At 43.8% G+C, this 26113-nt stretch carries 28 protein-coding genes; 18 read left to right on the forward strand and 10 right to left on the reverse strand.

What is annotated here, in order from left to right:
* Nucleotides 1–24: 24 nt before the first annotated feature.
* A complete protein-coding gene (locus ACXAEA_RS08520; protein ID WP_475095466.1) occupies nt 25–1014 on the forward strand; it encodes an aromatic acid exporter family protein in 990 nt (329 codons plus the stop codon).
* A 27-nt stretch (nt 1015–1041) separates the two neighbouring features.
* The gene (locus tag ACXAEA_RS08525) at nt 1042–1557 is read left to right on the forward strand and encodes a L,D-transpeptidase (protein ID WP_475095467.1); all 516 of its coding nucleotides are present in this window, start codon (nt 1042–1044) and stop codon (nt 1555–1557) included.
* A gap of 44 nt (nt 1558–1601) precedes the next feature.
* Here ACXAEA_RS08525 and prli42 read toward each other — a convergent pair whose 3' ends face one another.
* Nucleotides 1602–1697, reverse strand: a complete 96-nt coding sequence (gene prli42, locus ACXAEA_RS08530) for a stressosome-associated protein Prli42 (RefSeq protein ID WP_475095468.1) — start codon at nt 1695–1697, stop codon at nt 1602–1604.
* A 271-nt stretch (nt 1698–1968) separates the two neighbouring features.
* On the opposite strand from prli42, the gene mce reads away from it, so the two are divergent.
* The 4 genes from mce to ACXAEA_RS08550 all read left to right on the forward strand — a co-directional run bounded on the left by mce (nt 1969) and on the right by ACXAEA_RS08550 (nt 6312).
* Nucleotides 1969–2382, forward strand: a complete 414-nt coding sequence (mce, locus tag ACXAEA_RS08535; RefSeq protein WP_475095469.1) for a methylmalonyl-CoA epimerase — start codon at nt 1969–1971, stop codon at nt 2380–2382.
* Between the two features lies 1 nt (nt 2383).
* Nucleotides 2384–3934 carry an acyl-CoA carboxylase subunit beta gene (locus ACXAEA_RS08540; protein ID WP_475095470.1) on the forward strand — a complete coding sequence of 517 codons (1551 nt, stop codon included), beginning with the start codon at nt 2384–2386 and terminating at the stop codon, nt 3932–3934.
* 74 nt (nt 3935–4008) lie between these two features.
* Nucleotides 4009–5130 (forward strand): tripeptidase T, encoded by a 1122-nt coding sequence (locus tag ACXAEA_RS08545; RefSeq protein WP_475095471.1) that lies wholly within the window; start codon nt 4009–4011, stop codon nt 5128–5130.
* Between the two features lie 699 nt (nt 5131–5829).
* Complete coding sequence (locus tag ACXAEA_RS08550) at nt 5830–6312, forward strand: chemotaxis protein CheW (protein ID WP_475095472.1); 483 nt, start codon at nt 5830–5832, stop codon at nt 6310–6312.
* Between the two features lie 88 nt (nt 6313–6400).
* Here the strand turns inward: ACXAEA_RS08550 and ACXAEA_RS08555 are convergent, their stop codons facing one another.
* Complete coding sequence (locus tag ACXAEA_RS08555) at nt 6401–8113, reverse strand: methyl-accepting chemotaxis protein (RefSeq protein ID WP_475095473.1); 1713 nt, start codon at nt 8111–8113, stop codon at nt 6401–6403.
* Between the two features lie 215 nt (nt 8114–8328).
* Here ACXAEA_RS08555 and ACXAEA_RS08560 point away from each other — a divergent pair, with 215 nt between their 5' ends.
* Nucleotides 8329–9615: a DNA polymerase IV gene (locus ACXAEA_RS08560; RefSeq protein ID WP_475095474.1), complete on the forward strand. Its 1287-nt coding sequence runs from the start codon at nt 8329–8331 to the stop codon at nt 9613–9615.
* A 137-nt stretch (nt 9616–9752) separates the two neighbouring features.
* Nucleotides 9753–11162, forward strand: a complete 1410-nt coding sequence (gndA, locus tag ACXAEA_RS08565; protein ID WP_475095475.1) for an NADP-dependent phosphogluconate dehydrogenase — start codon at nt 9753–9755, stop codon at nt 11160–11162.
* Nucleotides 11163–11233: 71 nt separating this feature from the next.
* On the opposite strand, the gene ACXAEA_RS08570 is transcribed toward gndA, so the two are convergent.
* Nucleotides 11234–11968 carry a YwaF family protein gene (locus ACXAEA_RS08570; protein WP_475095476.1) on the reverse strand — a complete coding sequence of 245 codons (735 nt, stop codon included), beginning with the start codon at nt 11966–11968 and terminating at the stop codon, nt 11234–11236.
* Between the two features lie 147 nt (nt 11969–12115).
* On the opposite strand from ACXAEA_RS08570, the gene ACXAEA_RS08575 reads away from it, so the two are divergent.
* Nucleotides 12116–12322, forward strand: a complete 207-nt coding sequence (locus tag ACXAEA_RS08575; RefSeq protein ID WP_475095477.1) for a zinc ribbon domain-containing protein — start codon at nt 12116–12118, stop codon at nt 12320–12322.
* Between the two features lie 79 nt (nt 12323–12401).
* Here ACXAEA_RS08575 and zwf read toward each other — a convergent pair whose 3' ends face one another.
* Nucleotides 12402–13895 carry a glucose-6-phosphate dehydrogenase gene (gene zwf / locus ACXAEA_RS08580; RefSeq protein ID WP_475095478.1) on the reverse strand — a complete coding sequence of 498 codons (1494 nt, stop codon included), beginning with the start codon at nt 13893–13895 and terminating at the stop codon, nt 12402–12404.
* A 255-nt stretch (nt 13896–14150) separates the two neighbouring features.
* Between zwf and rnz the strand changes: the two genes are divergently transcribed.
* Together rnz and ACXAEA_RS08590 are read left to right on the forward strand one after the other, a co-directional pair.
* Nucleotides 14151–15080 carry a ribonuclease Z gene (gene rnz, locus ACXAEA_RS08585; RefSeq protein ID WP_475095479.1) on the forward strand — a complete coding sequence of 310 codons (930 nt, stop codon included), beginning with the start codon at nt 14151–14153 and terminating at the stop codon, nt 15078–15080.
* Between the two features lie 18 nt (nt 15081–15098).
* The gene (locus tag ACXAEA_RS08590; RefSeq protein ID WP_475095480.1) at nt 15099–15647 is read left to right on the forward strand and encodes a histidine phosphatase family protein; all 549 of its coding nucleotides are present in this window, start codon (nt 15099–15101) and stop codon (nt 15645–15647) included.
* A gap of 66 nt (nt 15648–15713) precedes the next feature.
* On the opposite strand, the gene namA is transcribed toward ACXAEA_RS08590, so the two are convergent.
* The 4 genes from namA to ACXAEA_RS08610 form a co-directional block, all read right to left on the reverse strand.
* Nucleotides 15714–16736: an NADPH dehydrogenase NamA gene (namA, locus tag ACXAEA_RS08595; protein WP_475095481.1), complete on the reverse strand. Its 1023-nt coding sequence runs from the start codon at nt 16734–16736 to the stop codon at nt 15714–15716.
* A 79-nt stretch (nt 16737–16815) separates the two neighbouring features.
* Nucleotides 16816–17961: a glycosyltransferase family 2 protein gene (locus ACXAEA_RS08600; RefSeq protein ID WP_475095482.1), complete on the reverse strand. Its 1146-nt coding sequence runs from the start codon at nt 17959–17961 to the stop codon at nt 16816–16818.
* 60 nt (nt 17962–18021) lie between these two features.
* Nucleotides 18022–18867 (reverse strand): pyrroline-5-carboxylate reductase, encoded by an 846-nt coding sequence (gene proC, locus ACXAEA_RS08605; protein WP_475095483.1) that lies wholly within the window; start codon nt 18865–18867, stop codon nt 18022–18024.
* A gap of 28 nt (nt 18868–18895) precedes the next feature.
* Nucleotides 18896–19048 carry a hypothetical protein gene (locus ACXAEA_RS08610; protein ID WP_475095484.1) on the reverse strand — a complete coding sequence of 51 codons (153 nt, stop codon included), beginning with the start codon at nt 19046–19048 and terminating at the stop codon, nt 18896–18898.
* A 383-nt stretch (nt 19049–19431) separates the two neighbouring features.
* On the opposite strand from ACXAEA_RS08610, the gene ACXAEA_RS08615 reads away from it, so the two are divergent.
* The 4 genes from ACXAEA_RS08615 to ACXAEA_RS08630 all read left to right on the forward strand — a co-directional run bounded on the left by ACXAEA_RS08615 (nt 19432) and on the right by ACXAEA_RS08630 (nt 23166).
* Complete coding sequence (locus tag ACXAEA_RS08615) at nt 19432–20397, forward strand: MBL fold metallo-hydrolase (protein ID WP_475095485.1); 966 nt, start codon at nt 19432–19434, stop codon at nt 20395–20397.
* Nucleotides 20398–20408: 11 nt separating this feature from the next.
* Nucleotides 20409–21200, forward strand: a complete 792-nt coding sequence (locus ACXAEA_RS08620) for an SDR family NAD(P)-dependent oxidoreductase (protein WP_475095486.1) — start codon at nt 20409–20411, stop codon at nt 21198–21200.
* Nucleotides 21201–21308: 108 nt separating this feature from the next.
* Nucleotides 21309–21830: a sigma-70 family RNA polymerase sigma factor gene (locus tag ACXAEA_RS08625; RefSeq protein WP_475095487.1), complete on the forward strand. Its 522-nt coding sequence runs from the start codon at nt 21309–21311 to the stop codon at nt 21828–21830.
* Nucleotides 21823–23166: a DUF4179 domain-containing protein gene (locus tag ACXAEA_RS08630; protein ID WP_475095488.1), complete on the forward strand. Its 1344-nt coding sequence runs from the start codon at nt 21823–21825 to the stop codon at nt 23164–23166. Before ACXAEA_RS08625 ends, ACXAEA_RS08630 begins: the two co-directional genes overlap by 8 nt.
* A 35-nt stretch (nt 23167–23201) precedes the next feature.
* On the opposite strand, the gene ACXAEA_RS08635 is transcribed toward ACXAEA_RS08630, so the two are convergent.
* Nucleotides 23202–23393, reverse strand: a complete 192-nt coding sequence (locus ACXAEA_RS08635) for a YqzH family protein (RefSeq protein ID WP_475095489.1) — start codon at nt 23391–23393, stop codon at nt 23202–23204.
* A gap of 229 nt (nt 23394–23622) precedes the next feature.
* Between ACXAEA_RS08635 and ACXAEA_RS08640 the strand changes: the two genes are divergently transcribed.
* Both ACXAEA_RS08640 and ACXAEA_RS08645 read left to right on the forward strand, forming a co-directional pair.
* Nucleotides 23623–24882 (forward strand): Y-family DNA polymerase, encoded by a 1260-nt coding sequence (locus ACXAEA_RS08640; RefSeq protein ID WP_475095490.1) that lies wholly within the window; start codon nt 23623–23625, stop codon nt 24880–24882.
* 21 nt (nt 24883–24903) lie between these two features.
* The gene (locus ACXAEA_RS08645) at nt 24904–25242 is read left to right on the forward strand and encodes a YolD-like family protein (protein WP_475095491.1); all 339 of its coding nucleotides are present in this window, start codon (nt 24904–24906) and stop codon (nt 25240–25242) included.
* A 62-nt stretch (nt 25243–25304) separates the two neighbouring features.
* Here the strand turns inward: ACXAEA_RS08645 and ACXAEA_RS08650 are convergent, their stop codons facing one another.
* Nucleotides 25305–25520, reverse strand: a complete 216-nt coding sequence (locus ACXAEA_RS08650) for a CDGSH iron-sulfur domain-containing protein (RefSeq protein ID WP_475095492.1) — start codon at nt 25518–25520, stop codon at nt 25305–25307.
* A 212-nt stretch (nt 25521–25732) separates the two neighbouring features.
* On the opposite strand from ACXAEA_RS08650, the gene ACXAEA_RS08655 reads away from it, so the two are divergent.
* Complete coding sequence (locus ACXAEA_RS08655) at nt 25733–26062, forward strand: iron-sulfur cluster biosynthesis family protein (protein WP_475095493.1); 330 nt, start codon at nt 25733–25735, stop codon at nt 26060–26062.
* The last annotated feature ends 51 nt before the right edge of the window (nt 26063–26113 follow it).

The following is a 26113-nucleotide window of genomic DNA, read 5'->3' on the forward strand; positions in this document are numbered from 1 at the left end:
TTTTGTTGGTTAGGAGAATTAAATGTGAAATTCAGAATTGGTTATCGGACATTAAAAACTGCCCTGGGTACGGCTATTTCAATCATTATTGCGCAGTACCTTGGTTTTGAAAATTTTGTATCTGCGGGTATTTTGACGATTCTTTGCATACAAGTGACAAAAAAGCGGTCTCTCCAGGCCTCATGGCACCGTTTCCTTGCTTGTATCATCGCGATGGTCTTTTCTTCGGTGTTTTTTGAGGGCATCATGTATCATCCGGCCGTCATTGGATTACTTTTGCTCTTCTTCATTCCTACGGTGGTCATGTTCAAGGCGCATGAAGGGGTAGTATCAAGCAGTGTCATCATCCTTCATATTTTTTCTGCCGGGAAAGTTACTGGCGGACTACTGCTGAATGAACTTGGAATTATTACGGTCGGGATTGGTGTCGCGTTAATCATGAATCTGTATATGCCGAGTGTCGACAACAAGCTGAAGGAATACCAGAGGGAAATCGAAGCTCAATTCAAGAAAATCTTCAGGGAAATTGCCAATTACCTGAAGAATCATGATTCCGACTGGGATGGCAGGGAATTGACTGTGACAGCAGGCTTGATTGAGAAGGCAAAAACACTGGCATTGCAAGATGTAGAAAACCATTTTTTAAGAGATGAGAATCTATATTATCAGTATTTTAAAATAAGGGAAAAACAATTTGAAATTATTGAGAGAGTACTGCCATCGGTCACTTCCATTCCACAGCATGTAGAGCAGGCACCCATTGTCGCGGAGTTTATTGAAACTCTCTCAAAAGGAATACACCCAGGGAATACAGTCTTGTTCTATCTGGAAAAATTGATGCGCATGAAAGCAGAGTTTGAGAATATGGAGCTTCCAAAGACAAGAGAAGAATTTGAGTCTCGCGCAGCCCTATTGCATTTCATAAATGAAATGGAACAATTTCTGCTGTTGAAACGCTCGTTTAAAGGCTTAAATTCAAGTAAGGATAAAAAATACCCAGCGGGGGCAAGCTAACGGAAATAGACAACGGAGGGAAATAGTATGCCAGTGTTTATTTCTTTGCTTCTAGCAGCTTTTATCTTTTCACCTGTATGGCCGCTCGGTCCAAACCCGCTTCCGGGTGATCCGTTAGTAATTGTGAATAAGCAGACGAATGAGGTAGCGCTGATCAATGAAAACAGAGTCCAGACAATCGTCAGCGCCGCAACTGGAAAATCAGAAGAATTAACTCCGGAGGGGCTGTTTACCGTTACTGTCAAAGCACCTGATCCTTATTACCGGAAAAAGGATATTCCGGGTGGAGATCCAAAAAATCCTCTTGGAAGCAGATGGATTGGTTTTGACGCTGAGAATACAGATGGCAGAACCTATGGAATCCATGGAACAAACGACCCTTCGAGCATTGGCAAGAAAATATCCCAGGGCTGCATACGCCTCCAAAACGAGGCAGTAGAATCGTTATATGATTACATACCATTAGGAACGAAAATCCTCATCACATCCAGTTCAAAAAGTTATATTGAACTGGGAAAAGAGTATGGAGCGATCAGTGAATAAAGAAAGGGCTGTCAAATGACAGCCCTTTGATATTTTATATTGGTTTATAGGAATGTTGACAATCCCATTAGAAGGGTTGAAGCAATCATAGTGAATAGCATGATGTATACGACGACCTTCCTGACATTTGGCTTGCGCATGTGTAATTTCCCCCTTCCAAAACTTTAGAAGACTACCTCTATACATTTTACATTTTAATAAGGAAATCAACAACCCTTTTAAAATGTACTTTTCGCGAACTTTTCTACCAAAAGGCACTGTTAGAGATCCATAGAACTTTTAACAAATATTATGTATGTCGATATTTGAAAATTCAACCCGAAATCTCTATATAAATAAGAAGGATTTGTGAATTTTATATCGAATATTAAAATGATTAAATATATTCAAATAGTATTTGGAGGGAATCACATGATTAAAAAGGTCGACCATATCGGCATTGCTGTCAAATCTCTTGAGCATGCCCTCCCATTTTATACAGATGTGCTGAAGCTGCCACTGCTGGGGATTGAGGAAGTAGACAGCGAGAAAGTGAAGGTTGCATTCCTGAAAGCAGGGGAAACAAAGCTTGAACTCCTTGAACCTTTATCCGAGGAAAGCGCAATCGCGCGTTTTATTGAAAAGCGAGGAGAAGGAATCCACCATGTTGCTCTCGGAGTTGAATCCATTCAGGAGCGGATAAATGATATGAGGGAAAATGGCATCAGGATGATCCAGGATGTTCCTAAGAAAGGTGCAGGGGGAGCACTTGTTGCGTTCATGCACCCTAAATCAACAGGAAGCATTCTTTACGAACTTTGCGAGAAGAATAGGGAGGTTGAATGAAGTGCCAGACATCTATGAAAAAATTAATGAACTTTATGACCGACGCAGGGAAATCGAATTAGGCGGCGGTGACGAGCGGATTGAAAAGCAGCATGAAAAGGGCAAGCTGACAGCCCGTGAACGAATCGAACTCCTTGTCGACCCAGGAAGCTTTGTTGAATTGAACCCGTTCATCCAGCATCGCAGCACGGACTTTGGACTAGAGAATCAAAAGGGTCCCGGTGATGGAGTTGTAACCGGATACGGTAAGGTGAATGGCAGGCCGATTTATTTGTTTTCACAGGATTTCACCGTATTCGGCGGAGCATTGGGTGAAATGCACGCAAAGAAAATTGCCAATGTAATGGACCTGGCAGCAAAGAATGGAGCACCTTTTGTCGGACTGAATGACTCCGGCGGAGCGCGGATCCAGGAAGGGGTTGTTTCACTCGATGGCTACGGGCAAATCTTTTACCGCAACTCTATTTATTCTGGGGTGATTCCACAGATTTCGGTCATAATGGGTCCTTGTGCAGGCGGAGCGGTCTATTCACCGGCAATCACTGACTTTGTGTTCATGGTGGAGAAAACAAGCCAGATGTTCATCACCGGTCCTAAAGTAATTGAGACGGTTACTGGGGAAAAAATCTCTGCTGAGGATCTTGGCGGCGCGATTGTCCATAATACAATCAGCGGCAACGCCCATTTCCATGGACAATCTGAAGAAGAAACATTAGAACAGGTGAGGAAGCTGTTAAGCTACTTGCCGCAAAACTATGAAGAAAAGCCTCCAAGGCTTGAGGCGGATGCTGAAGATGATTACAGACCAGATTTAACGGACGCAATCCCATTCGATGCAGTAAGGCCATATGACGTGCGTAAAGTGATTGAGCAGGTTGTCGATGCCGACTCATTCCTTGAAATACAGAAGGACTTCGCCAAAAACATCGTCATTGGTCTGGCAAGGATTAAAGGAGAAGTCGTCGGCCTTGTCTGCAACCAGCCTAAGGTAATGGCAGGCGGACTTGATATCGATTCATCTGATAAAGCATCACGCTTCATCAGATTCTGTGATTCTTTCAATATCCCAATCATCACTTTTGAAGATGTGACCGGGTTTTTCCCTGGCATCAAGCAGGAACATGGCGGCATCATCCGTCACGGCGCAAAAATCCTTTATGCATATTCAGAAGCAACCGTTCCAAAACTTACCGTTATTTTACGGAAAGCGTACGGAGGAGCCTATGTAGCTTTAAATAGTAAATCCATCGGTGCGGACCTTGTTTTTGCATGGCCAAATGCTGAAATTGCTGTAATGGGACCACAGGGTGCTGCCAACATTATTTTTGCAAAGGAAATCCAGAACAGCGAAAATCCGGAACAGACTAGACAGCAGAAAATCGATGAGTATCGTGAAAAATTTGCGAACCCATATGTGGCTGCTAGCCAGGGGATGGTCGACGATGTCATTGATCCGCGCCAAACACGAATCAAGCTGATTCAGTCACTGGAAATGCTTCGGACGAAGAAGGAAGACAGACCAGGCAAAAAGCATGGCAACATCCCGCTATAAAATTTAGTATTTGGTGTTGTTCTTCATTTAGCGTTATACTCAATTAGTATATACATAATTGGAGGTCGGCTAGGATGATTAATAACGAGCGTTTATTGAATGAGTTTTTGGAACTTGTCCAAATTGACTCTGAAACAAAGTATGAAACTGAAATCGCCCGCGTCCTGAAGCAAAAATTCGAGGACCTTGGCGTAGAAGTGTTCGAGGACGATACGACAGCGCAAACAGGACACGGAGCAGGAAACCTGATCTGTACTTTAAATGGCACAAAAGAAGGAGTAGATACAATCTACTTTACTTCCCATATGGACACTGTCATTCCTGCAAGAGGTGTAAAACCTTCAATCAAGGATGGATATGTTGTGACTGATGGTACAACAATTCTTGGTGCAGATGACAAGACAGGACTGGCTGTCATGCTTGAAACGATTCGTGTCTTGAAGGAGCAATCGATCCCGCATGGTACAATCCAGTTCATCATTACAGTTGGAGAAGAATCAGGTCTTGTTGGTGCAAAGGCTTTGGATCCATCTTTGGTAAAAGCGAAATACGGATATGCACTTGATAGCGACGGCAAGGTCGGGAACATCATTGTTGCCGCTCCAACACAAGCAAAGGTAGCAGCTGTCATCCATGGTAAAACAGCACATGCCGGCGTTGCTCCAGAAAAAGGTGTTTCCGCGATTACAATCGCTGCCAAGGCTGTTTCGAGAATGCCGCTTGGCCGTATCGATGAAGAAACAACAGCAAATATCGGCCGTTTCCAGGGTGGAACTCAGACGAATATCGTATGTGACCATGTAGAAATCCTTGCTGAAGCTCGTTCTCTGATTCCTGAAAAGATGGAAGCACAGGTAGCAAAAATGAAAGAAGCATTTGAGTCTGCTGCACAGGAAATGGGCGGCAAGGCAGATGTCGATGTTCAGGTAATGTATCCAGGCTTCAAATTTGGCGAAGGCGACCTGGTTGTGGAACTGGCAAGAAAAGCTGCGGCTAAAATCGGCCGAAGCAGCGATTTGCTCCACAGCGGCGGCGGAAGCGATGCAAATGTCATTGCAGGGTTTGGCGTACCGACAGTCAACCTCGCTGTTGGATATGAAGAAATCCACACAACCAATGAAAGAATGCCAATCGAAGAGCTTGAAAAGTTAGCTGAAATGGTCATCGCATTGATCGAAGAAGTTGCAGCACAATAAGAATTTAGGGCTTCCTTACGGGGAGCCCTTTGTTAATAGTTGCTCAGATTTGTCCAATAAGAGTGATTTAAAGGACATTTTAGAACAGTCGAGCCTTCAAAATGTCCAATAAGAGTGATTTAAAGGATATTTCAGAACAGGTGAGGCTCCAAAATGTCCAATAAGAGTGATTTAAAGAACATTTCACGGGTGGGGCTCCAAAATATCCAATAAAAGTGTTTTTAAGCACATTTCAGAACGGGTGAGGCTCCAAAATGTCCAATAAAAGTGTTTTTAAGGACATTTCAGAACGGGTGAGCCTCCAAAACGTCCAATAATAGCATTATTAAGGACATTTCAGAACAGTCGAGCCACCAAAATGTCCAATAAAAGTGATTTAAAGGACATTTCAGAACAGTCGAGCCACCAAAATGTCCAATAAAAGTGATTTAAAGGACATTTCAGAACAGTCGAGCCACCAAAATGTCCAATAAAAGTGTTTTTAAGGACATTTCAGAACAGACGAGCCTTCAGAATGTACAATATATGTGATCGGCGCATGAAAAATCTAAAGGTAATTATAAAGAACCCGATATTATACTTAGAAACCAGCAATCCCATTGGTTTGTACTCAAAAAATACATATTCCAGCAGGATTCATTTAATTAATTTTGATAGAGGTACAGAAAGAGAAGAAAATTTTGAAAGGGTGTGGGCTCTATGGCTGAAAGCAATAAGACTGTTGTGTTTCAAGCTGGGACTGAAGAATATGCTTTTCCGATTCTTTATGTCATTTCAATCGAAAAGCTGGAAGGGATGACAGCAATCCCGCATATGCCTGATTATGTAACTGGGATCACAAAGGTAAGGGGGGATTTGATTCCGGTCATTGATCTGGATAAAGTGCTCTACAAATGTGACATTCAAGCTGATGAAAAAACAAGGCTGATCGTGTTGCAGACGGCTGAAATTTCGCTGGGGGTCCTTGTAAGGGATGCAAAGGAAATCCTTGAAATCCCGGATGAAAACCTGAAACAGCCCGGCCTCATAGCTTACCAGAAGACGAAGTTCATTACTGGAATCGCAAATTTTGAACAGCGGATGATCATGATCATTGACCCGGAAACGTTGATTCAATCACTTGAAGGAATCAAAGAAATTAAGGAGTATATGAAAAATCAGAAGCTGGAACTACTAAATTAAAGGTGTTTTTTGTAGTCATAGCATTATCAGCTATCAGTTGAATAAATAAACAAGCTGACCCGGTTTAGTTGGATCAGCTTGTTTTCAATTAGAGCTTAAAGCTTGAAAATGATTTCCTCAGGTCATCGGCCATGCTGGATAATCTTCCTGATGATTCTAAAAGTTCCTGCATGGTTGCATTCTGTTCCTCAGTTGTTGCAGCTACTTGCTCGAGGAATTGGGCGGATTTGGTCGAAGCGGTGATTACTTCGGTGGCAGACTGTGCCATGAACTCCATTTTTTCATCGGCATTCACAGCTGCGCCGCTAACATTATTTCCGTTCATGACTACTTCCTCGATCGATTTTGCGATTTCCGTGAAGATCGTTGCGACTTTTTCCACTAGCTCGTTGCCCTTATGGACAGTGGTCTGGCTTTCGGACATTACGTTGACTGCAAGGATGGTTTCTTTTTCTGTCTGTTCAAGAATCTCGCGGATACTTTCTGCCGCCCCTGCGGACTGCTCGGCAAGCTTACGCACTTCCTGGGCAACGACACCGAACCCTTTCCCGTGCTCGCCTGCACGTGCTGCTTCAATCGCAGCGTTTAGTGCTAGCAGATTAGTCTGATTTGAAATATCGGTAATAATTCCTATGATTCCATGGATTTCCTGCGAGTTGTTTTTCAGTGAATGGATCACACTTGAAAGTTCATTTACTTTTCCGTTTATCTGATCCATCTGTTCTGTTACGCTGAAGGCGTAATGCTTGCCTTGTTCAATTTTTTCCTTTGTGTTGGAAGTTGTATTCAGTGTTTCTTTCAAAGAACCTGTTACTTCTTTCAATTGATAAGACACATTTTCGACTGCTTCATTAGTCCGTTCTGAAATCTTAACTTGCTCATCAGAGGCAGATGCAACCTGCATGATGGATGTTGTGATTTCATTGTTCGCTTCTGTCGTAGCTTCCGCATTCAGTCTTAGATTCCTGGATAACTCACGGACCTGGTCAGATGAAGCAAGGATGCTGGAGATTGATGTTTTCAGGTTCCCAGATAAGTGGTTCATTGCGACAATGATCTGGCCAACTTCATCCTTGCTTTTCGCTTCCAGTGCCTTTACGTTCAATTCCCCAGCACCGAGCTTTTTACAATAGTCAACGACATTCCTGAGATTCCTGCTGATATTCCTTGAGACAAAGTACAATGCTACAGCGGAGATAATGAAAGCCAGGATCATGATGATGAATGTGTTCATGATCATCGATGCTATGGATGAATGGGTCTCTTTCATGATCTTTGTTCTGTCATCAAGGATAATAGTCCTTAGTGAATTCAATTTATCAATATTCATATCACGGATGGTTTCGGCCTTGTTTGCCAGGCTGATCTGAGTAAAAATATCAACCTGTTCCCCGTTTTGTTTGAATTGCTCTACAGTCTTTAAGATTTCGTCCTCCCAGACTTTGTCCATGTGCTTATCGGTATTGACAATTGCATCATATAAAGTTTTCTCTTCTTCAGTGTTCACATTCGCCTTTAATTTGGCTGCCGAAGCATTGAATTGTTCAGCTTCTTTTTTATAGAGCGAGAGGAGTTCTGGTTTTGGTTCGGTAATGTAATCCGTGATAATAATATATTTCTGGCGGAAAGTAGCGCCCATATCACTGATCATGATTGCATAATCACTTTTTTCCTCTGCCAGATCAATAGCTCCCTGAAGGTTGTTTAATACTGTCGATAAATAGACAAAGCTTCCTAAAAAAATGATCATAATGATTGCGAAAACGTTTGCATATTTCCTTCCAATAGACCAATGCTGCATAAAATTTCCCCCGTATTCTGAAATGATAACGATAACCCTATGTATATTTATCGGCTTTTGATACAAAAATTTTAACTTTCAATCTCAATCCTTCACATAAAATTCACAAAAACATAGAACTCCACTAATTCTTGCAGATGTGGAGTAAATCGAAGGGTATCTTTAGTCTATTTTTGATAAACTAGAGGAGAACGTATATTTGGGAAGTGTTTGTAATGAAAGAAATGTATCCTAAAAAGGGCAGGATCATCCTGCATGTAGATATGAATAGTTTTTATGCATCAGTTGAAATGGCTTATGACCCAGAGCTCAAGGGAAAACCGCTAGCAATTGCTGGAAATCCGGAAGAACGGCGGGGAATCATCGTCACTTGCAGCTATGAAGCGAGGAAATTTGGAGTGCGGACGACTATGCCATTATGGGAGGCGAAGAAACTTTGTCCCGATTTAATCATCAGGAAGCCTAACTTCGACCGGTACCGAACAGCATCCACAGCCATGTTCGATCTTTTGCGTCAGTACACCGAGCTGGTTGAGCCGGTGTCAATTGATGAAGGTTATATGGATATTACGGATTGCTCCGATATAGGGGCGCCATTGGAGATTGCGGAAAGCATCCAAAAGAGGCTTCTTGAACAGCTTGATTTGCCATGCAGCATTGGCGTTGCGCCGAACAAATTCCTTGCAAAGACTGCATCAGATATGAAAAAACCTATGGGGATAACAGTTTTAAGAAAACGAGACATTTCGGGCATCATCTGGCCGCTTGAGGTAGGGGAAATGCATGGAGTAGGAACGAAAACGGCGGATAAACTAAAAAGTATTGGAATCGAAACGATTGGCGGGCTGGCAAAAGCAAATGAAATCCAGCTGAAAGCTCTGCTGGGCATCAATGGCATCAGATTAAAGGATCGCGCAAATGGACTGGATGATCGTCATGTCGATCCAGAGTCCGTTTATGACTTTAAAAGTATCGGGAATTCAACCACACTTCCGAGAGATATATCAAATCAGCATGAGCTGCTCAAAGTGCTGGATAAGCTTTCTGAGCAAGTCGCAGCCAGGATGAAAAGGAAAGAAGCTGTCGCTTCCAGCCTAAGTGTGATGATTCGTTTTAAAGATCGGAAAACAATCACGAGAAGCCAGAAGCTGCAAAACCCTGTTTCTAAGCAGGAGGAGATTGCATCGGCAGCCAAGGCGCTTTTTTTGAAGCATTGGAATGGTGATTCTGTCAGACTCCTGGGGATAACGGGAACAGATCTCCTTGAAGCTGATAAAGCCGTCAAACAGCTTGACCTGTTTTCATTTGAACAGGATGCCAAGAAGGAACCTCTCTTCAATACGATGAACCAGCTGAGGGAGAAATATGGAAAAACTATTATCGAAAGCGCCGGGTCGCAAATGAATAAGCAGCATAATAAGGATAAAGGTACCGGAACAAGCTTCAATAAAGATTTCCTTCAGGATAGAAAGCCTGGCAGCAGTATTGAGAAAAAAGATTAATGCCACGCGTTTATCGTCGTATGGGTAAGTCAAAATAAATAAGGTACAAACCTGATTGTTTGCAACTTATTATTATCATTGCTAAATTAGATTCCATGAAAATAAAACTTGTTTTTGAACAGAAGGGAAGTTGGATTATGTCAAAACAGCAAATCGGCGTCATTGGGCTGGCAGTGATGGGAAAAAACCTGGCCATGAATATTGAAAGCAGAGGCTATTCAGTTTCTGTATATAACCGTTCCAGAGAAAAAACGGATGAAATGTTAGCTGAGACAGAAGGTAAGAACATTTTCGGAGCGTATTCAGTTGAGGAATTTGTACAATCATTGGAAAAACCCCGTAAGATTTTGCTGATGGTAAAAGCTGGCGCAGCGACTGATGCAACTATTGAACTATTAAAGCCGCATCTTGAAAAGGGCGATATCATCATTGATGGCGGTAACACCTATTTTGCCGATACACAGCGACGCAATAAGGAACTGAGTGAGCTTGGACTCCATTTCATTGGGACGGGCGTTTCCGGTGGAGAGGAAGGAGCGCTTCACGGACCATCTATCATGCCAGGCGGCCAGAAAGAAGCTTACGAACTAGTAGCTCCGATTTTCCAGGATATTTCTGCAAAAGTAAATGATGAAGCATGCACCACCTATATCGGTCCCGATGGTGCCGGGCACTATGTCAAAATGGTCCACAACGGCATTGAATACGGTGACATGCAGCTTATTTCCGAATCGTATTTCATGTTGAAGCATATTCTGGGCTTAAATGCCGAAGAGCTTCACAATGTTTTTGCTGACTGGAACAAAGGCGAGCTTGACAGCTATTTGATTGAAATCACTGCTGATATTTTTACAAAGAAGGATGATGAGACAGGAAAGCCGCTTGTTGACATGATCCTTGATACTGCAGGACAAAAAGGGACTGGCAAATGGACGAGCCAGAGTGCACTGGACCTGGGAGTTCCCCTGCCAATCATCACAGAATCCGTTTTTGCCCGTTTTATCTCTGCAATGAAGCAAGAGCGTGTCGAAGCAAGCAAAGTTCTCTCCGGTCCTGAATCCAAACCGTTTGAAGGTAACAGGGAGGAATTCATTGAATCGATCAGAAAAGCGCTTTATTTGAGCAAAATTTGTTCTTATGCTCAGGGCTTTGCGCAAATGAGGGCAGCATCTGAAGAATACAGCTGGGATTTGAACTATGGAGAAATCGCGATGATCTTCCGCGGAGGCTGCATCATCAGGGCACAATTCCTTCAGAAAATCAAGGAAGCGTACGATCGTGATCCAGGTCTTAAGAATTTGCTTCTTGACCCTTATTTCAAGGAAATCGCGGAAAGTTATCAGCAGTCATTGCGTGAAATTATTTCTGCTGCTGTCCTGAACGGCATACCAGTGCCTAGTTTCTCTGCAGCACTTTCATACTTTGACAGCTACAGGACCGAAACATTGCCAGCTAACCTGATTCAGGCGCAGCGCGATTATTTCGGTGCTCACACCTATCAGCGAATAGACAAAGAAGGAATCTTCCACACTGAATGGATGGATTAAAAATGAAATAAAACAGCGAACTTTGCGTTCGCTGTTTTTTATTTAGTGGGGTTATCTTTTTATAAAAATACTCATGTCTCTTTATAAGATGGCTCGCTCTCGTTCTTTCCCCGATTCCGCCACATTAGCCATGCGAGGAAGCTCAAAGCAATCAACAAACTCTCAAGTGAAAATATGTACCATGGATAAGGGCCAAGTATGTCCAAGAAGCTTGGACTTTTAGGTTTATGCCGTAAAAACCAGTAGTTCCCATCAGCGTGCTTGTTAATGACCAGAATAACCGGCAATAGCAAATTTACAAAAGCAATTACTTTTATAACAGAGTGAAATGTTGGGTAATAGCCTTTTGCCCATGTGAAATATAAAGTTACCCACACTACCATCATATGTGCATAGAAAAAATGGAAAAATCGAAAGTGGGGAAAATCGTATGTTAAAGCAGGTGTTAGGATTGCTTGGGTTGCACCTAGAAGGGCAATGAAAAAAAGAAGTTCATATACTACCTTTTTTCTTGTTATCAATAAAATGATTGATAATAATAATCCGATATTACATAACTCTAAAGGCATGGAGCGTCCCAGTTTCCACAAACCATGTACGTACATCCATACATGATTCATGATCTCAATCACGATGAGGGAAAAGGTTATGCCAAGTTCCATTCCCCGAAATCGATCATCATTCAACTTCTTTCGATTAAGGAAAATGGCTGCTGAAACAGTGATGAATATGGCCAGGACAGCCATATGACTTCGAGAAAACATATCAAAATCAAATGCTTTATGACCACTGCCAAACCAATCCATTATTTCCACCTCTGTTTGATAATAGAACAAACATAAGTTGTCCCTTTTATGAATTTTTTATGCGGGAGGACTTTTTCCAAAAAAATGAAACTCAATCTTAAATTGAATCGTATATGAGTCATAGCTTAAAAGAGGAGATGGAGTACTATGAATGGAAAAGGATGTATAAAATGCGGCAGCACGAATGCCGGCCAGAAAGATGTAGCGATGACGGGAACGGGTTTATCGAAAATGTTTGACATCCAGAACAACCAATTCACTGTAGTTTATTGCAAGAAATGTGGCTATTCCGAGTTTTATAATAAAGAAGCCTCAGCCGGTTCAAATATCCTTGATTTTTTCTTCGGAGGCTGATCAAAGGATCGAAGCGATCTTTTTATTGTGAAAAAAATCCCGCCTGAATATGATTCAGGGCGGGATTTTTGATTGTATATTAGCATTTTTCGACATCAGTGATTGGCCACCAGAAGAATCCATCTTTTTCAAGCATTCTGTCTGCAGCGTCTGGTCCCATGGAACCAGATGCGTAGTTAGGGAAGCTTGGTTCTTTCGTGTTTTCCCAAACTTCTGAGATATTATCGACGAAACTCCAGGATAATGCTACTTCATCCCAGTGTGTGAAGTTCGTTGCATCACCGCGAAGTGAATCATAAAGCAGCTTCTCGTATGCTTCCGGAGTGTTTATGCCATCAATGCCTTTATTGGCGTAATTCAGTTTTACCGGTGTAGCGTCTGTACCCTGGCCGGATTTCTTTGCATTCAGGTGCAGGGTAATCCCTTCTTCTGGCTGGATGTGGATGACCAGAAGGTTTGGGTTGACCGTTTTTTCCGGCTGATAATACAAGTCCATCGGAATATCCTTGAATTGGATCACGATTTTAGTTGATTTAGCCTTCATTCGTTTTCCTGTACGGATATAGAATGGCACGCCAGCCCAGCGGAAGTTATCGATCATCAGCTTTCCAGCAACAAAAGTTTCGGTATTCGATTCAGGATCCACCATTTCCTCCTGGCGATAAGCAGGTACTTCTTTGCTGTTCATTTCACCTTTATCATATTGGCCGCGCACAAAGTACTCATTGACTTCTTCCCCTTTTACCGGACGCAGGGCACGGAACACTCTTACTTTTTCCGAGCGGATCTCATCTGTAGTCAACTTGATTGGCGGCTCCATTGCAAGCAATGAAACCATCTGGAGCATATGGTTCTGGACCATGTCACGAAGTGCTCCGCTCGTTTCGTAATAACGGCCGCGTTCTTCTACCCCAAGCGTTTCGCTGGATGTAACCTGGATGTTTGAGATGTATCTGTTATTCCAGAGCGGTTCGAACATCGCATTCGCAAAACGGATCACTTCAATGTTCTGGACCATTTCCTTGCCCAGATAATGGTCTATCCGGTAGATTTCATCTTCTGAAAAAGATTTGCGAATTTGCTTGTTCAATACTTTGGCTGACTCGAGGTCATGTCCGAATGGTTTTTCGATCACTAGTCGCTTAAATCCAGACACGTCTGTCAGTTTGTCCTTCTTCAAGTGTTCGGCAATCGTCCCGAAGAATTCCGGTGCCATGGCAAGGTAGAAAATCCGGTTGCCATTTAGCCCGTAGTGGCTGTCCAAATCTTCCGCAAGCTTCCGGAGTGAAATATAAGAACTGGAATCAGTAACATCATGCGAATGATAAAAAAACTTCGAAACAAACTCTTCAATGTTTGCTTCTGACGATCCATTTTCTTTTACAGATTCTTTTACCTTCAGCTGGAACTCTTCGTTGGACAGTGAACGGCGGGCCACGCCAATGACCGCGAATTTCTCCAGCTTGCCTTTTTCGAACAGGTTATAGAGGGAAGGGAACAATTTACGGTTGGCCAGGTCTCCCGTAGCCCCGAAGATCATGATTAAAGCTGTTGGTTTTTCGGTGTTTGCCACAATATAGAACCTCTCTTTATGTGAATTTAATCAATATGTATAAAAACACTCTACAAATACAAAATTTTATCGGTTTCAAGGACAATTAGCAACTGTTTGAACTGTATTTAGTTTTCTTCCAATTGTCTGGAACTATGCCCTTTTGAACTTAACCAAGGTTTGGTTTATCTATTCACCATTCCTTATGATATATTGGAAGGAACAAGGAATCAGCCTGCTTAGTCACAGGCGTTTTGTACGAGAGGATGTTTTAGCATGGATGTGTTTTTTCTGGGAACCGGAGCAGGAGTGCCTGCCAAACTCCGGAATGTCACTTCAATAGCATTGAAATTGCTGGAGGAGCGAGGAGCAGTCTGGCTGTTTGACTGCGGGGAAGCGACTCAGCATCAAATATTACATACTAGTATCAAGCCGAGGAGAATTGAGAAAATCTTTATCACCCACCTCCATGGTGACCATATATACGGATTGCCAGGACTGTTGTCGAGCCGTTCATTCCAGGGCGGAGATTCATTGGTGACCGTATACGGCCCAACAGGAATCAAAGAGTACATAGAGGTCTCGCTAAAAATTAGCAAATCCTACTTAAAATACCCGATTGAAATCATTGAAATCGAGGAAGGAATCGTGTTTGAAGATGACCAGTTTGTTGTTGAAGCCAGGCTATTAGAGCATGGAATTCCTTCATACGGGTATAGAGTAAGGGAGAAAGACCGCTCTGGTACTTTGCTTGCGGAAAAGCTTGCGGCTGCTGGAGTAATGCCAGGTCCGGATTATAAAAAAATTAAAAATGGCGAAGTGATCACTTTGGCGGATGGAACGGAACTTGATCCTGCTGAATTCGTCGGCCCCCCGCAAAAAGGCAGGATTGTAACGGTATTGGGGGATACAAGGATTTGCAGCAATGCGCTATGGCTTGCCAGGGATGCAGACCTGCTGATCCATGAAGCTACTTTTTCCGCTGGGGAAGAAGCACTCGCATACGAATATTATCATTCTACCACCCTCCAGGCTGCCGAGACAGCACTTAAAGCCTTTGCCAAAAAGCTTTGCCTGACCCATATCAGTTCGAGATATGACCGCAATGACTGGACTCAGCTTGTAGCCGAGGCAAGAAATATATTCACCAATACTGTCATTTCAGAGGACTTTCTGGAAATTTCCGTGCCTTATGAAGATGACTGAATTCAGGGAGTGGACATTATGAAAACGATCTATCTCGTACGGCATGCAAGTGCAGCTGGCCAGCCTGTGGATTCTCCGTTGACTGAACAGGGAAGAAAACAGGCACTGGCGCTGGTGGATTTTTTTAAGATAAAAGAGATTGATGCCATTTATTCAAGCCCCTTCAAAAGGGCATTGGATACAATCAAGCCACTGTCTGACTCGAGGGAGATAAAAATTATTGAAGATGATAGGCTGGGTGAAAGAGTGCTCAGCACGGTCAGCTTTGAGGATTGGCGCGATAAACTTAAGCAAAGCTTTGAGGATTTTGAACTGGTGTATGAAGGCGGCGAGTCCCATTCTGCTGCAATGGAGCGAGCCAAGTCATTGATCGAGGATGTCTTATGTTCTGATGAGGACCATATTCTCCTCGTCAGCCACGGAAATATGACGACTTTGCTGATGAGATATTTCAATGAGAGTTTTGGTTACGACTGTCTGATGGAAATGACGAACCCCGATGTTTTTGAGCTCGTCGTTTCCTCTGAGCAAACACTGCTAAACCGAATTTGGGATGACCGGATTTAGTTGCAATTCCAATTTTCGTTCCATTTTGCACGAATAGAAAAAGCCGGCATCCACGCCGGCTAAATGTTAGAATATCCATCCTCGTTTATATTGTTCAGGTGCTTCGATGCTTGTTCCGAGCTCTTTTGCTGCTGTCCTTGGCCAGTATGGGTCGCGCAGGAGTTCGCGTGCAATGAAGATCAAATCGGCCCGGTCATTCTGCAGGATTTCTTCTGCCTGTATTCCGGTAGTGATCAATCCAACGGCACCTGTCGCCACATCAGCTTCATGTTTGATTTTTTCCGCGAATCTCACCTGGTAGCCTGGATATACATTGATCCTTGCCGGTACAACAGCACCGGAACTGACGTCGATCAAGTCAACACCCAGTTCTTTCATCCATTCAGACATCGCAGTGTAATCATTGATGTTCAAGCCTTCTTCATGATAATCGGAAGCAGACACCCGGACAAACAGCGGCCCCTCCCATACAGTTTTCACCGCTTCAAGCACTTCACGCAGGAATCGGAAACGGTTATCGGCAATGCCGCCGTATTCGTCTTCCCGTTCATTTGTTAGCGGGGATAGGAACTGGTTGATCAAATAACCATGGGCAGCATGGATCTCAATAACATCAAAACCTGCTTGCTTAGCTCTGTCAGCAGCCAGCCTGAATGCCTCTACAGTCTCCTTGATTTCCTCAATGGTCATTGCCTTTGGTTCTTTGTATTTCTCATCAAAAGCCAATGCAGAAGGGGCGATGATTTCATCTCTCAGCGCCGCTTTACGGCCGGCATGGGCAAGCTGGATGCCGGCCGCAGCTCCGCTCTTCTTGATTTGTTCTGTTAGGCCTGAAAGTCCTGGTACATGCTCATCGCTCCAGATTCCCAGATCCTGATGAGAAATCCGCCCTTGAGGTGTGACAGCAGTAGCCTCCAGAATGATCAGTCCGACTTGTCCGACAGCCCGGCTGACATAGTGGGTCATATGAAAATCTGTGACCATTCCATCATCTTTATCACATGAATACATGCACATGGGTGCCATGACAATACGGTTTTTCAGTGTAAGTCCTTTAATTTTATATGGGGAAAACAATTTTTTTTCCAAACTAGAAGCCTCCTTTATTTCGGTAATCAAAATATATTCTAAGTATAACAGGGCTTTTAGCGGAAAGGAAAAAATGTACTCACTTCAATGAATTTTTTCTTAATTCAGCAAGGGTGTATTTCGTTCCGCGCCAGATGATGCCTCCTCGTTTGAAAGTTAAATAGCTGGCCCTGATGATTGAAAAAATAAACAGCATCGCCGTGAAGGGGAGTGCCGCGAACAGCCATGGAGAAAACCGGGTCATTCTCTTCGTGACCATCATATAAAGGATTGCCAGGAAAATCAGATTGACCGCACTTAACAAGGCAAGTTCTTTGTCTCCGGAAAAGACAGTAATAAAAGGAACCACCTGTGAAATAAAAACTCCGAACACGGAAAACAGCACCATGCTGATCCGGTAGTGTAGGCCGGCGAAAGTATTTTTCTCCAATCCTGCCAGCGCTTCCTTTAAGCTGGGGTACCATTCAACTTCAATGAGCGTCATGGCCGTTACGATTCGCTGCCGGAGCCCTGCCTGCTTTACCATCATGCCGAGCTGCAAATCATCGTCGGGCCGCATTTTAATTTGTTCATGTGTGCCCGCTTTTTCATATGCTGTCCTGGTGATCATATTAAAAGCACCAATGCCGACACCAGTTTTCGACCGTGGATTATTGGCGAGCCAGGGTCTTTTATAATATGAAAAACCAAATAAAAAGAAGGCGACAAATGCTTTCAGCCAAAATGGCTTCGCACTCAAATTTGGAGCGGCGGTCATGTGGTCGAGTGTGTGTCTTTCAAAATATCCGATCGCTTTTGAGAAAGCGTCTGGACTAAATAAAACATCTGCGTCTGTAAACAAAATCAGGTTTCCAGACGCATGCAAGTATCCTTTGTAGAGAGCATGGTTTTTGCCAAGCCATCCTTCTGGCAAACTTTCGATATGAATGACCCTGACTCTTTCGTCCGATTCTTTCAGCCTATCCATCAGTTCTCCGGTTTTATCTTCAGAGCGGTCATTTACCAGAATCCACTCACTATGGCGGTAGGTTTGCGCCAGCTGAGTCTGGACGCTTTGCAAAATATGGTCTTCCTCGTTGCGGGCGGCTACAATTACGCTCAAAAGCGGTCCATGGCTAACTCCATTTGCTTTCTCAAGCGACTCGAGCTTTCTGAAACCAATCAAGGCGTCAAGCGTCGCTGCAATCCAGATCAGGAGAGTTAAAGTCAGTAAGATTAAAAGCATCGTGCACACGTCCCTGTTGTTTTTCTCCATTGTAGATAAACAGGAAGGGTGATTGCAATTTTAAATCGGGCGGTTAGCCGCTGACAGCTCATTGCCGAGCAAATGGCCAAGCCTCTTCGATTGGGCTGTGGCTTCCTTGATACAAGATACGAATGCGGATTGCACCCCATGCTGTTCAAGGATGCTGATGCCTGCTTCTGTGGTTCCGCCAGGGCTCGTTACCTCGAAGCGAAGCTGTGCTGGCTCTTTGTCTGACTTTGTCAGCATTTCCGCAGCCCCTAGGAGGGTCTGGATGATCAACTGCTTGGCAATTTGCTTTTCCAGCCCGATTTCCACTGCGCTTTTTTCCATTGCCTCAACAAGATAATAGATGTATGCCGGCCCGCTTCCTGAAAGTCCTGTGACCGCATCAAGCTGATATTCCTCCACAATTGTCGTCAGTCCAACTGTGTTAAACAGCTTTTGCACCTGAGCTTTTTGTAATTCGCTAACGTATTCGTTCACAGCCAGGGCTGTTGCCGATTTGCCAATCGCAGCCGATGTGTTTGGCATTGCACGTGCAACTGCCAGAGATTTCCCGGCTGCTGTCACAATCGCATCAATCGAAACCCCAGCGAGGACGGAAACAACAAGCATATCTTCAGTCAGGTAAGATCTGATTTCTTCCATTGCGGCTGCTGCGTCCTTTGGTTTCATCGCCAGGACAACCCCATCGGCATTTTCAAAAAGCTCTTTCAGATCATAGGTCGATTTAATTCCATATTTTAATTCGAGCGTTTTCAGTCTGTCAGTATCATGTTTATTCGTAGCCCAAATTTGTCCTCCCGGAAGAAGCCTGCTTGCCTCTATACCCGAAATCATCGCTTCTGCCATCGAACCTGCCCCAACAAAAACAAGCTTCTTCATCGTGATCGCCTCCATAAAATTTTTTTCCTCAGTTGACTAGCAGGAGTTCTTCCTCGTTCCTGTCAACCAGCTTTGTAAAAAAAACAAAAAGACCCTTCATCCATAAAAGGACGAAAGGCCATGCTTCCGTGGTACCACCTTCATTCACTTCTTCGGCCATCGCCAAAGAAGTGCAGCTCATAATCCGATAACGCCGGTATGCGTCCAGGTTTGCCTGGCAGCTTGCAAGGTAGGGTTCAACATGAAGAGGGCAGCGGAGCCTTTCAGCCGGTGGACTCCACTCTCTGTTACCATTCCTGTCTACTCGTCTTGCTCAAGTGCTGTTGTTTGATTGAAATTTTAATAGTGATTATGCAAGAAGGACAACCCTATTGTCAAGAGGGCAAATAATTAATTTTTAGTTTTTTCTGAAAACAAAAAGTGAAAATAATGACAATTGCCAGCTTTAGGGGTAAACTTAATTTTATATTGAAAAAATACCGGTAATCTTAAAAATAAACACTTACATAAACAAACAAGCGGTTTACCTTATATAAAAATAATGTTTCGAGGTGTATAGTCCAAATGGCAGAATGGAAAGAAGGAATTGCCAAACTGACATTGCCGACACCTTTTCCTGTCGGCGATGTCAATGCTTACTTAATAAAAGGGGACAGGCTGACACTCGTTGATGCCGGTACGAAGACGGAGGAGTCCTGGGAATCTTTCAAGTCCCAGTTGGCGGATTTAAAGCTGAATCCGGCGGATATCGAGCAGGTGATTCTGACGCACGACCATCCGGACCATGTTGGGATGCTGGATTATTTTTCTCCTGGACTTGAAGTTCATGGCCATCCCCTGAACGAACGGTGGATTAACAGGACTCCTGAATTTGCGCAGGAACATCAACAGTTTTATGAGAAATTCTTTCTGCAAACAGGCATTCCTGAGAGGTATTTTATGCCTTCGATGAAAGTGATGAAAAATACTTTGGTATTTTCATGCAATCGCTCATTATCTGGAACTATTCTTGAAAATGATATCCCGCCGGCACTGCCAGGATGGAGGGTGATTGAGACACCCGGACACGCACAAAGCCATATCGTCCTCTTGCGTGAGAAGGATGGCACCATGATTGCCGGTGATACAATCCTTGCAGGGATCTCGCCAAACCCGCTGCTGGAGCCGCCGCTTCCAGGTGAACCGGAGAGGCCAAAACCGCTGGTCCAATATAATGCGTCCCTAAAAAAATTGCAGCAATATCCGATTGGTCTCGTATACACGGGTCATGGAACGGAGATAACAGAATTGCACAGCCTGATCGAAAAGCGGATTGCCCGTCAGCATGATCGGGCGATGCAGGTAAGGGGTATGCTGGAAGGCAGGGAGCTCACTGTATTTGAGGTTTGCAAACTACTATTCCCTACTGTCTATGAACGCGAATTGAATTTAACCATTTCCGAAACAGTCGGACAGCTTGATTATTTACAATCCCTTGGCACCCTTTCAGTCAGGGAGGAAGGGAAAACCTTCGTTTATACAGCCAAATGAGGTGAACTGCAATGCAATCATTAAAAGGAAAAAATATAATTATTACGGGTGCTTCCGGAGGGATCGGGGCTGAAATTGCCAGGCTTTGTGCTGCGCGTGGAGCGAATCTAGTCCTCCTTGCCCGTGGCAATGATAAACTTGAGGTTTTAAAAGCGGAATTACAAGCAAAATACGCCATCAATGTCCATGCTCAGAAGCTTGATGTATCGGATACTGATTCAATCAAGGCCGTGTTCTCCCAAGTTCTAACTGAAATTAGACATGTTGATATTCTAGTCAATAATGCTGGCTTTGGTATTTTCGACTTCGCCCACGAAGCGAAAATCGAAGATATCAAATCGATGTTTGACGTCAATGTTGTAGGTTTGATGGCCTGCACAGCCATGGTGCTGCCAGGGATGAAGATAAGGCGAAGCGGCCATATCATCAATATCGCTTCCCAGGCCGGCAAGATTGCTACGCCGAAATCCAGCGTCTATTCGGCAACTAAGCATGCGGTGCTTGGATATACGAACAGTCTGCGCATGGAGGTTGCGGATGATAATATTTTTGTTACGTCTGTAAATCCAGGGCCGATTGAAACGAATTTCTTTAACATCGCAGATAAACAGGGCAACTACGTAAAAAATGTAAAAAAATTCATGCTAAAACCAGAATATGTTGCCAGCCAGGTAGTCGGCAGGATGCTGACTGGAACAAGGGAAATCAATCTGCCGCGCTGGATGAATGCAGGCAGCATATTCTACACTTTATTTCCGCGGGCATTTGAGCTTTTTGGAAAGAAGGCTTTTAACCAAAAATAGTTTTTTAAAGACCGCCCAAAATATTTTTTTGGCGGTTTTTTTAATCTTTTAAAACTTTTTTTCGCCTTACAGGTCTAATAGATAGATACAAAGTCAGGGGGAGACATTTTGGAGCTTCAGGAATTGGTACGCAGGGCGAAGAAAGGCGATGAAGCGGCATTTTACGAATTGATGCAGCTTCATAAAGTACGCCTATACCGGATCGCCCTCAGTTACTTGAAAAATAGCGAGGATGCAGTCGAAGCGCTGCAGGAGGTTACGTACAGGGCTTTCCGCTCGATCCGCAAGGTGAAGGACCCGCAATACTTTACGACTTGGCTGACAAGGATCCTGTTAAACTATTGCAATGATGAATTGAAGAAGAAGCAGCGTATACTTGTCAGCGATGATCTAATCAGCCTGATGGGGGCCGAGCATCAGTCCAGCTGGCTCGAGGTGGAGGAAGTCATCGGAAAGCTCGATTCCAAAACAAGGCAGGTCATCGAATTGAAGTATGTGCATGATTTTAAAATCAAGGAAATCGCTGAAATTCTTGAATGTCCTGAAGGCACAGTGAAGACATGGCTTAATAAAGGGCTGAAGGAACTTCGCGGACAGCTCGAAGATAAGGGGGGATTGGGCTATGCTTAATGCCGAGGAAAAAAAGCTGACAAAGGCCCAGGCCGCACTTGAGAATATTGAAGTTCCTGAATTTCAGCTTGACGCGGCGATTGCTGCCGGAATCAGCCAGGGGAAAAGGAAAAAGAAGAAAAACCTATTTTTTATGAGAACATTCGCGTCAGCAGCCATCCTGATTTTTGCTTTTACAGCGATGCTCAGGACCTCAGAAACATTTGCTTCGTATGTCACCTTAATACCGGGGATGGAGAAGATTGTTGAGCTTGTGCGTTTCGACAAAGGATTGACATCAGCCGTCGAAAATGACTTCGCACAAAAAATCGATGTATCAGATGAACATGACGGCCTTAAGGTCACATTAGATTCGGTGATTGTAGACGAACAGATGATGGTGCTGTTTTATAAGATTGACTCTTCAGGAGGGCATAAGGAAATCTCGGTTGAAAACTTGAGGATGACCGACAGTGCAGGGAATAACATAGAAGAAACAGTGTCTTCTTTTGGCGGATGGATAGATGACGCACAAAATAACGAGCAGCTGCTTCAGGCAACCTATGAATTTTATGAGAATAATCTGCCAGAAAACTTGAAGCTGAGTATCGAGCTAGCTGAAGGAAGAACAGAAGATGGTAAGCCTCTGACTAAGCTTGCTGATACATGGGTGCTCCCATTCTCGATCGACAAGGATGCCTTCAAGGATAAAAAAGAAATAGTTGAAGTAAATGAAACAGTCGAATTCGAAGGACAGAAAATCACTGTCGAAAAAGTATCGATCTACCCAACAAGGATTGGTGTAACTGTCCATTTTGATAAGAGTAATTCAAAGCGAATTTTTGGATTTGAGGATTTGAGACTCGTTGATGAAACGGGAGGTGAGTGGGCAGCAATCACGAATGGAACAACATCTGTCTATTCTGATGCAGACACAAAAGAGTTTTATTTGCAGAGTAATTTTTTCAAGAAGCCAAAAGAGCTGTATCTTCGCTTTAATTCCTTGCGGGCAATTGATAAAAAGGAGCTTGAAATTATTGTTGATCCGGCTAAACTTGAAATCCTGAAGTCTCCAGATGACGGCAGATTGCTAAAGGTGGGCAGGGAGGAGAATCAATTGATGCTCACCTTCCGTAGGGGCTCTGAAGAAGAAAATATTTCTCTTGACCAGGCAGTTGACCAAAACGGCGGGAAAATCGGTGATGGCTCACAAGCTGTCAGATGGAGCGGCGAAGAAGAATTTGTTGAATTCTTGATTCCCTATTTCGGTGAAGAAGCAGCATCAGGACCGATTACCTTAAAGCTGAATGACTACCCCGCAACAATCAAAGGTGAAGCAAATATCAGATTAAAATAATCGAAAGGCTGTCCTCAAAAGGGCAGCCTTTGCTCTTACGTTGCCAAAAATTCATAAACGGCATCATGGATGATTTCATGCAAGTCCGCCTCAGGTTCTTCGCTCTTTAGTTCCAAAATCTTTTCATATAAACCCTCGAATTCTGCCTCGCCGAACGGCAGGGAGTCCTCATGCCGATATTGCACGAAGCACTTTTGGACCATTTTGCGAATGAGTTTTTTATCCATAAAAACAGCACCTCTCCCTTTTGATTATACTCAGAACTGCCGGCTGAAAACAGCCTTTTATAAAATTGTCCAGCCTTGGAATGACACACCATTTAAACCTTAATTAAGTCAGTCCGCCGCAAAATTTCCATTGAAACCGAACGCATATTCGCTTATTATTATGGGTATAATGAAATAGAACGGATGTTCTTAATGTCAGCAGGCAGTCTGCAGAAGGGAGGAGGGAATATTGGTGGATTACAGCGAAATGCCGCAAAATAAGATTCTGTGCGTGGATATGAAGAGCTTTTATGCGAGCTGTTCCGCCGTGATGCTCGGCCTTGATCCTCTTGACTGCTACTTGGCTGTCGTCGGGAATCTCGATCGCCCGGGTAGCGTTGTCCTGGCCGCTTCCCCCCGCTTGAAAAAGGAGTTTGGCATCAAGACCGGGTCACGAAAGTTTGAAATTCCCGATAATCCGCGAATAGTTGTCGTTGATCCGCAAATGTCAACGTACCTGCGAATTTCCACCGAAATTTCCCGCGTATTCAATCGCTATGTCCCGAAGGAAGCGATCCATACTTACAGTGTCGATGAAAGCTTCATTAAAGTCGATGGAGCTTCAAAACTTTGGGGCGACGCTGCTTCAATCGCAAAAAAAATCAAAGATGACATTGAGCGCGAGTTCCAGCTCCCGTGTGCAATCGGGATTGGCCCGAACATGCTGATGTCGAAGCTGTGTCTTGATCTTGATGCAAAGAATAAAGGAATTGCCGAATGGACCTATGACGATGTTCAGACGAAGCTGTGGAGTGTCTCGCCGCTCAGGGAAATGTGGGGGATTGGCCGCCGCGTTGAAAAAACACTGAACAGCATGGGGATTTTCACAGTCGGGCAGCTGGCCCGTTATGACCTTGAAAAATTGGAGAAAAAATTCGGCATCATGGGCAATCAGCTGTACTGGCATGCATGGGGAATCGATTTTTCGGATATCGGAGCACCGATCATGGAAGGGCAGGTCAGCTTTGGAAAGAGCCAGATTTTGCTCCGGGATTATAAGGAAGAAGAGGAAATCAAACATGTCATCCTCGAAATGTGCGAAGAAGTCGCACGCAGGGCAAGGAGCCATGGAAAAGCAGGCCGGACAATCAGCTTTGGGATTGGCTACAGCCAGGATGAATTTGGAGGAGGCTTCCACCGCTCAAGGACGATTGAGGAACCAACCAATATTACGATGGACCTGTATCGTGTCTGCCTTGAGCTTTTTGCCGAGAATTATACAGGAAAAACGGTGCGCAGCATTTCGATTTCCCTCGGTAATCTTGTCGCCGACAGTGAATTCCAATTGAATTTATTTGAAAAAAACGGCTGGAAAAAGAAAGAGCTGGGCTATGCGATGGACCGGATTCGCAGCCGATACGGATCAGCCGCTCTCCTAAGGGCCGTTTCCTATACGGCCGCCGGCACAGCAAGACATCGTGCGGCCCTGGTTGGCGGGCATAAAGGCTGATAGAAGAAGGGAGGAATCAAGATGATTCGTGACCGCGGAAGAATCAAGTGGACGTCCATGATGCTTCCTGAACATGTAAAAATGCTGCGCGACTGGGCACAGGAAGACGGATACGAAAAAGAAAAACAGCTGGATGAACAGCAGCTTGAACAATTGAATGAAACGATCCTCGAAGCGATGGAGTACAATCGCCCGCTCAGCATAACCTATTACCGGCAGAGGAAGTACGAATTGGTGATCGGGAAAATCCATTACTGGAATGAGCTCGGGCAGAAACTCCATATCGTTGACAGGTTCGAGGAAATCCACCGCATCGACATTTCGGCTATTGCCGATGTCAGGCTTGCGGATGAATGGTAGCCTATTTTAGTCAACGAATCCCCATGAAAAAGAGCAATGGAACGACCATTGCCCTCAATGAATTATTCTGTTTCTTCCGTTTGCGGTGCACGCACGATCGACTCGAATTTCCCTTTATGGGAAGCGTCGCAGAACGGCATGTTTTTGCTCATACCGCAGCGGCAAAGCGAGAAAGCCGGCTTAGTCTCATACTTATTGCCGGCACCATCCAACAACTCAACATCGCCGGTAATTCTTATTGAACCATTATCATTTACTTTAATCGTTACTTTTGACAAAAAAACACTCCTTTCATATTGTCACAATTATCTTTGATAGTAAAAGCTTTCCAGAGAAATTGCAAGGTTATTTTGAAATGAACACAAGGGCTCCGAAACGAAATATTGATCATGGTATGTTAAAATGAAGGCTCAATTTAAGCTAAGGTTGATTTTTGGTCCACTTTTGATTGGAGCGAACAGACCTGAAAACCAGCAAGGAGGTGCAAGTCATGAAATTAAAAATCACCGACGCAGCATCAAAAAAACTGCAGGAAAAAATTTCAGAAAAAAAAGGATTTGTAAAACTGAAATATGATATTGATGGCTGCGGCTGTGCAGTGAATGGTGTAGCTGCCCTTTGGCTTGAAAGTAAACGGGATGAGGATGAAAATCAAATAGAAACGGGCAGCATTCCCGTCTATATTGAAAAAGCAAGAGAAGTCTTTTTTGATGAGGAAATGACGCTTGACTACAAGGATACGACAGGTTGTTTCCAATTAAAAAGTCCAAATGAATATTTGAACCCAAGAATGAGCTTTTACGATAAAACGAGTGTATGAGTTTACAAAAAATTGAAAAAAAGGTTAAATAAGAGAGAAGGTTGTAGATAT

It is taken from the genome of Mesobacillus sp. ABV4_180, from assembly GCF_056158485.1.

Coding starts and splice junctions, on each gene's coding strand:
- ACXAEA_RS08525 (WP_475095467.1), top strand. CDS start 1,042: ATGCCAGTGTTTATTTCTTTGCTTCTAGCAGCTTTTATCTTTTCACCT.
- prli42 (WP_475095468.1), bottom strand. CDS start 1,697: ATGCGCAAGCCAAATGTCAGGAAGGTCGTCGTATACATCATGCTATTC.
- mce (WP_475095469.1), top strand. CDS start 1,969: ATGATTAAAAAGGTCGACCATATCGGCATTGCTGTCAAATCTCTTGAG.
- ACXAEA_RS08545 (WP_475095471.1), top strand. CDS start 4,009: ATGATTAATAACGAGCGTTTATTGAATGAGTTTTTGGAACTTGTCCAA.
- ACXAEA_RS08550 (WP_475095472.1), top strand. CDS start 5,830: ATGGCTGAAAGCAATAAGACTGTTGTGTTTCAAGCTGGGACTGAAGAA.
- ACXAEA_RS08555 (WP_475095473.1), bottom strand. CDS start 8,113: ATGCAGCATTGGTCTATTGGAAGGAAATATGCAAACGTTTTCGCAATC.
- ACXAEA_RS08560 (WP_475095474.1), top strand. CDS start 8,329: ATGAAAGAAATGTATCCTAAAAAGGGCAGGATCATCCTGCATGTAGAT.
- gndA (WP_475095475.1), top strand. CDS start 9,753: ATGTCAAAACAGCAAATCGGCGTCATTGGGCTGGCAGTGATGGGAAAA.
- ACXAEA_RS08570 (WP_475095476.1), bottom strand. CDS start 11,968: ATGGATTGGTTTGGCAGTGGTCATAAAGCATTTGATTTTGATATGTTT.
- ACXAEA_RS08575 (WP_475095477.1), top strand. CDS start 12,116: ATGAATGGAAAAGGATGTATAAAATGCGGCAGCACGAATGCCGGCCAG.
- rnz (WP_475095479.1), top strand. CDS start 14,151: ATGGATGTGTTTTTTCTGGGAACCGGAGCAGGAGTGCCTGCCAAACTC.
- ACXAEA_RS08590 (WP_475095480.1), top strand. CDS start 15,099: ATGAAAACGATCTATCTCGTACGGCATGCAAGTGCAGCTGGCCAGCCT.
- ACXAEA_RS08600 (WP_475095482.1), bottom strand. CDS start 17,961: ATGCTTTTAATCTTACTGACTTTAACTCTCCTGATCTGGATTGCAGCG.
- proC (WP_475095483.1), bottom strand. CDS start 18,867: ATGAAGAAGCTTGTTTTTGTTGGGGCAGGTTCGATGGCAGAAGCGATG.
- ACXAEA_RS08610 (WP_475095484.1), bottom strand. CDS start 19,048: ATGAGCTGCACTTCTTTGGCGATGGCCGAAGAAGTGAATGAAGGTGGT.
- ACXAEA_RS08615 (WP_475095485.1), top strand. CDS start 19,432: ATGGCAGAATGGAAAGAAGGAATTGCCAAACTGACATTGCCGACACCT.
- ACXAEA_RS08620 (WP_475095486.1), top strand. CDS start 20,409: ATGCAATCATTAAAAGGAAAAAATATAATTATTACGGGTGCTTCCGGA.
- ACXAEA_RS08630 (WP_475095488.1), top strand. CDS start 21,823: ATGCTTAATGCCGAGGAAAAAAAGCTGACAAAGGCCCAGGCCGCACTT.
- ACXAEA_RS08635 (WP_475095489.1), bottom strand. CDS start 23,393: ATGGATAAAAAACTCATTCGCAAAATGGTCCAAAAGTGCTTCGTGCAA.
- ACXAEA_RS08645 (WP_475095491.1), top strand. CDS start 24,904: ATGATTCGTGACCGCGGAAGAATCAAGTGGACGTCCATGATGCTTCCT.
- ACXAEA_RS08655 (WP_475095493.1), top strand. CDS start 25,733: ATGAAATTAAAAATCACCGACGCAGCATCAAAAAAACTGCAGGAAAAA.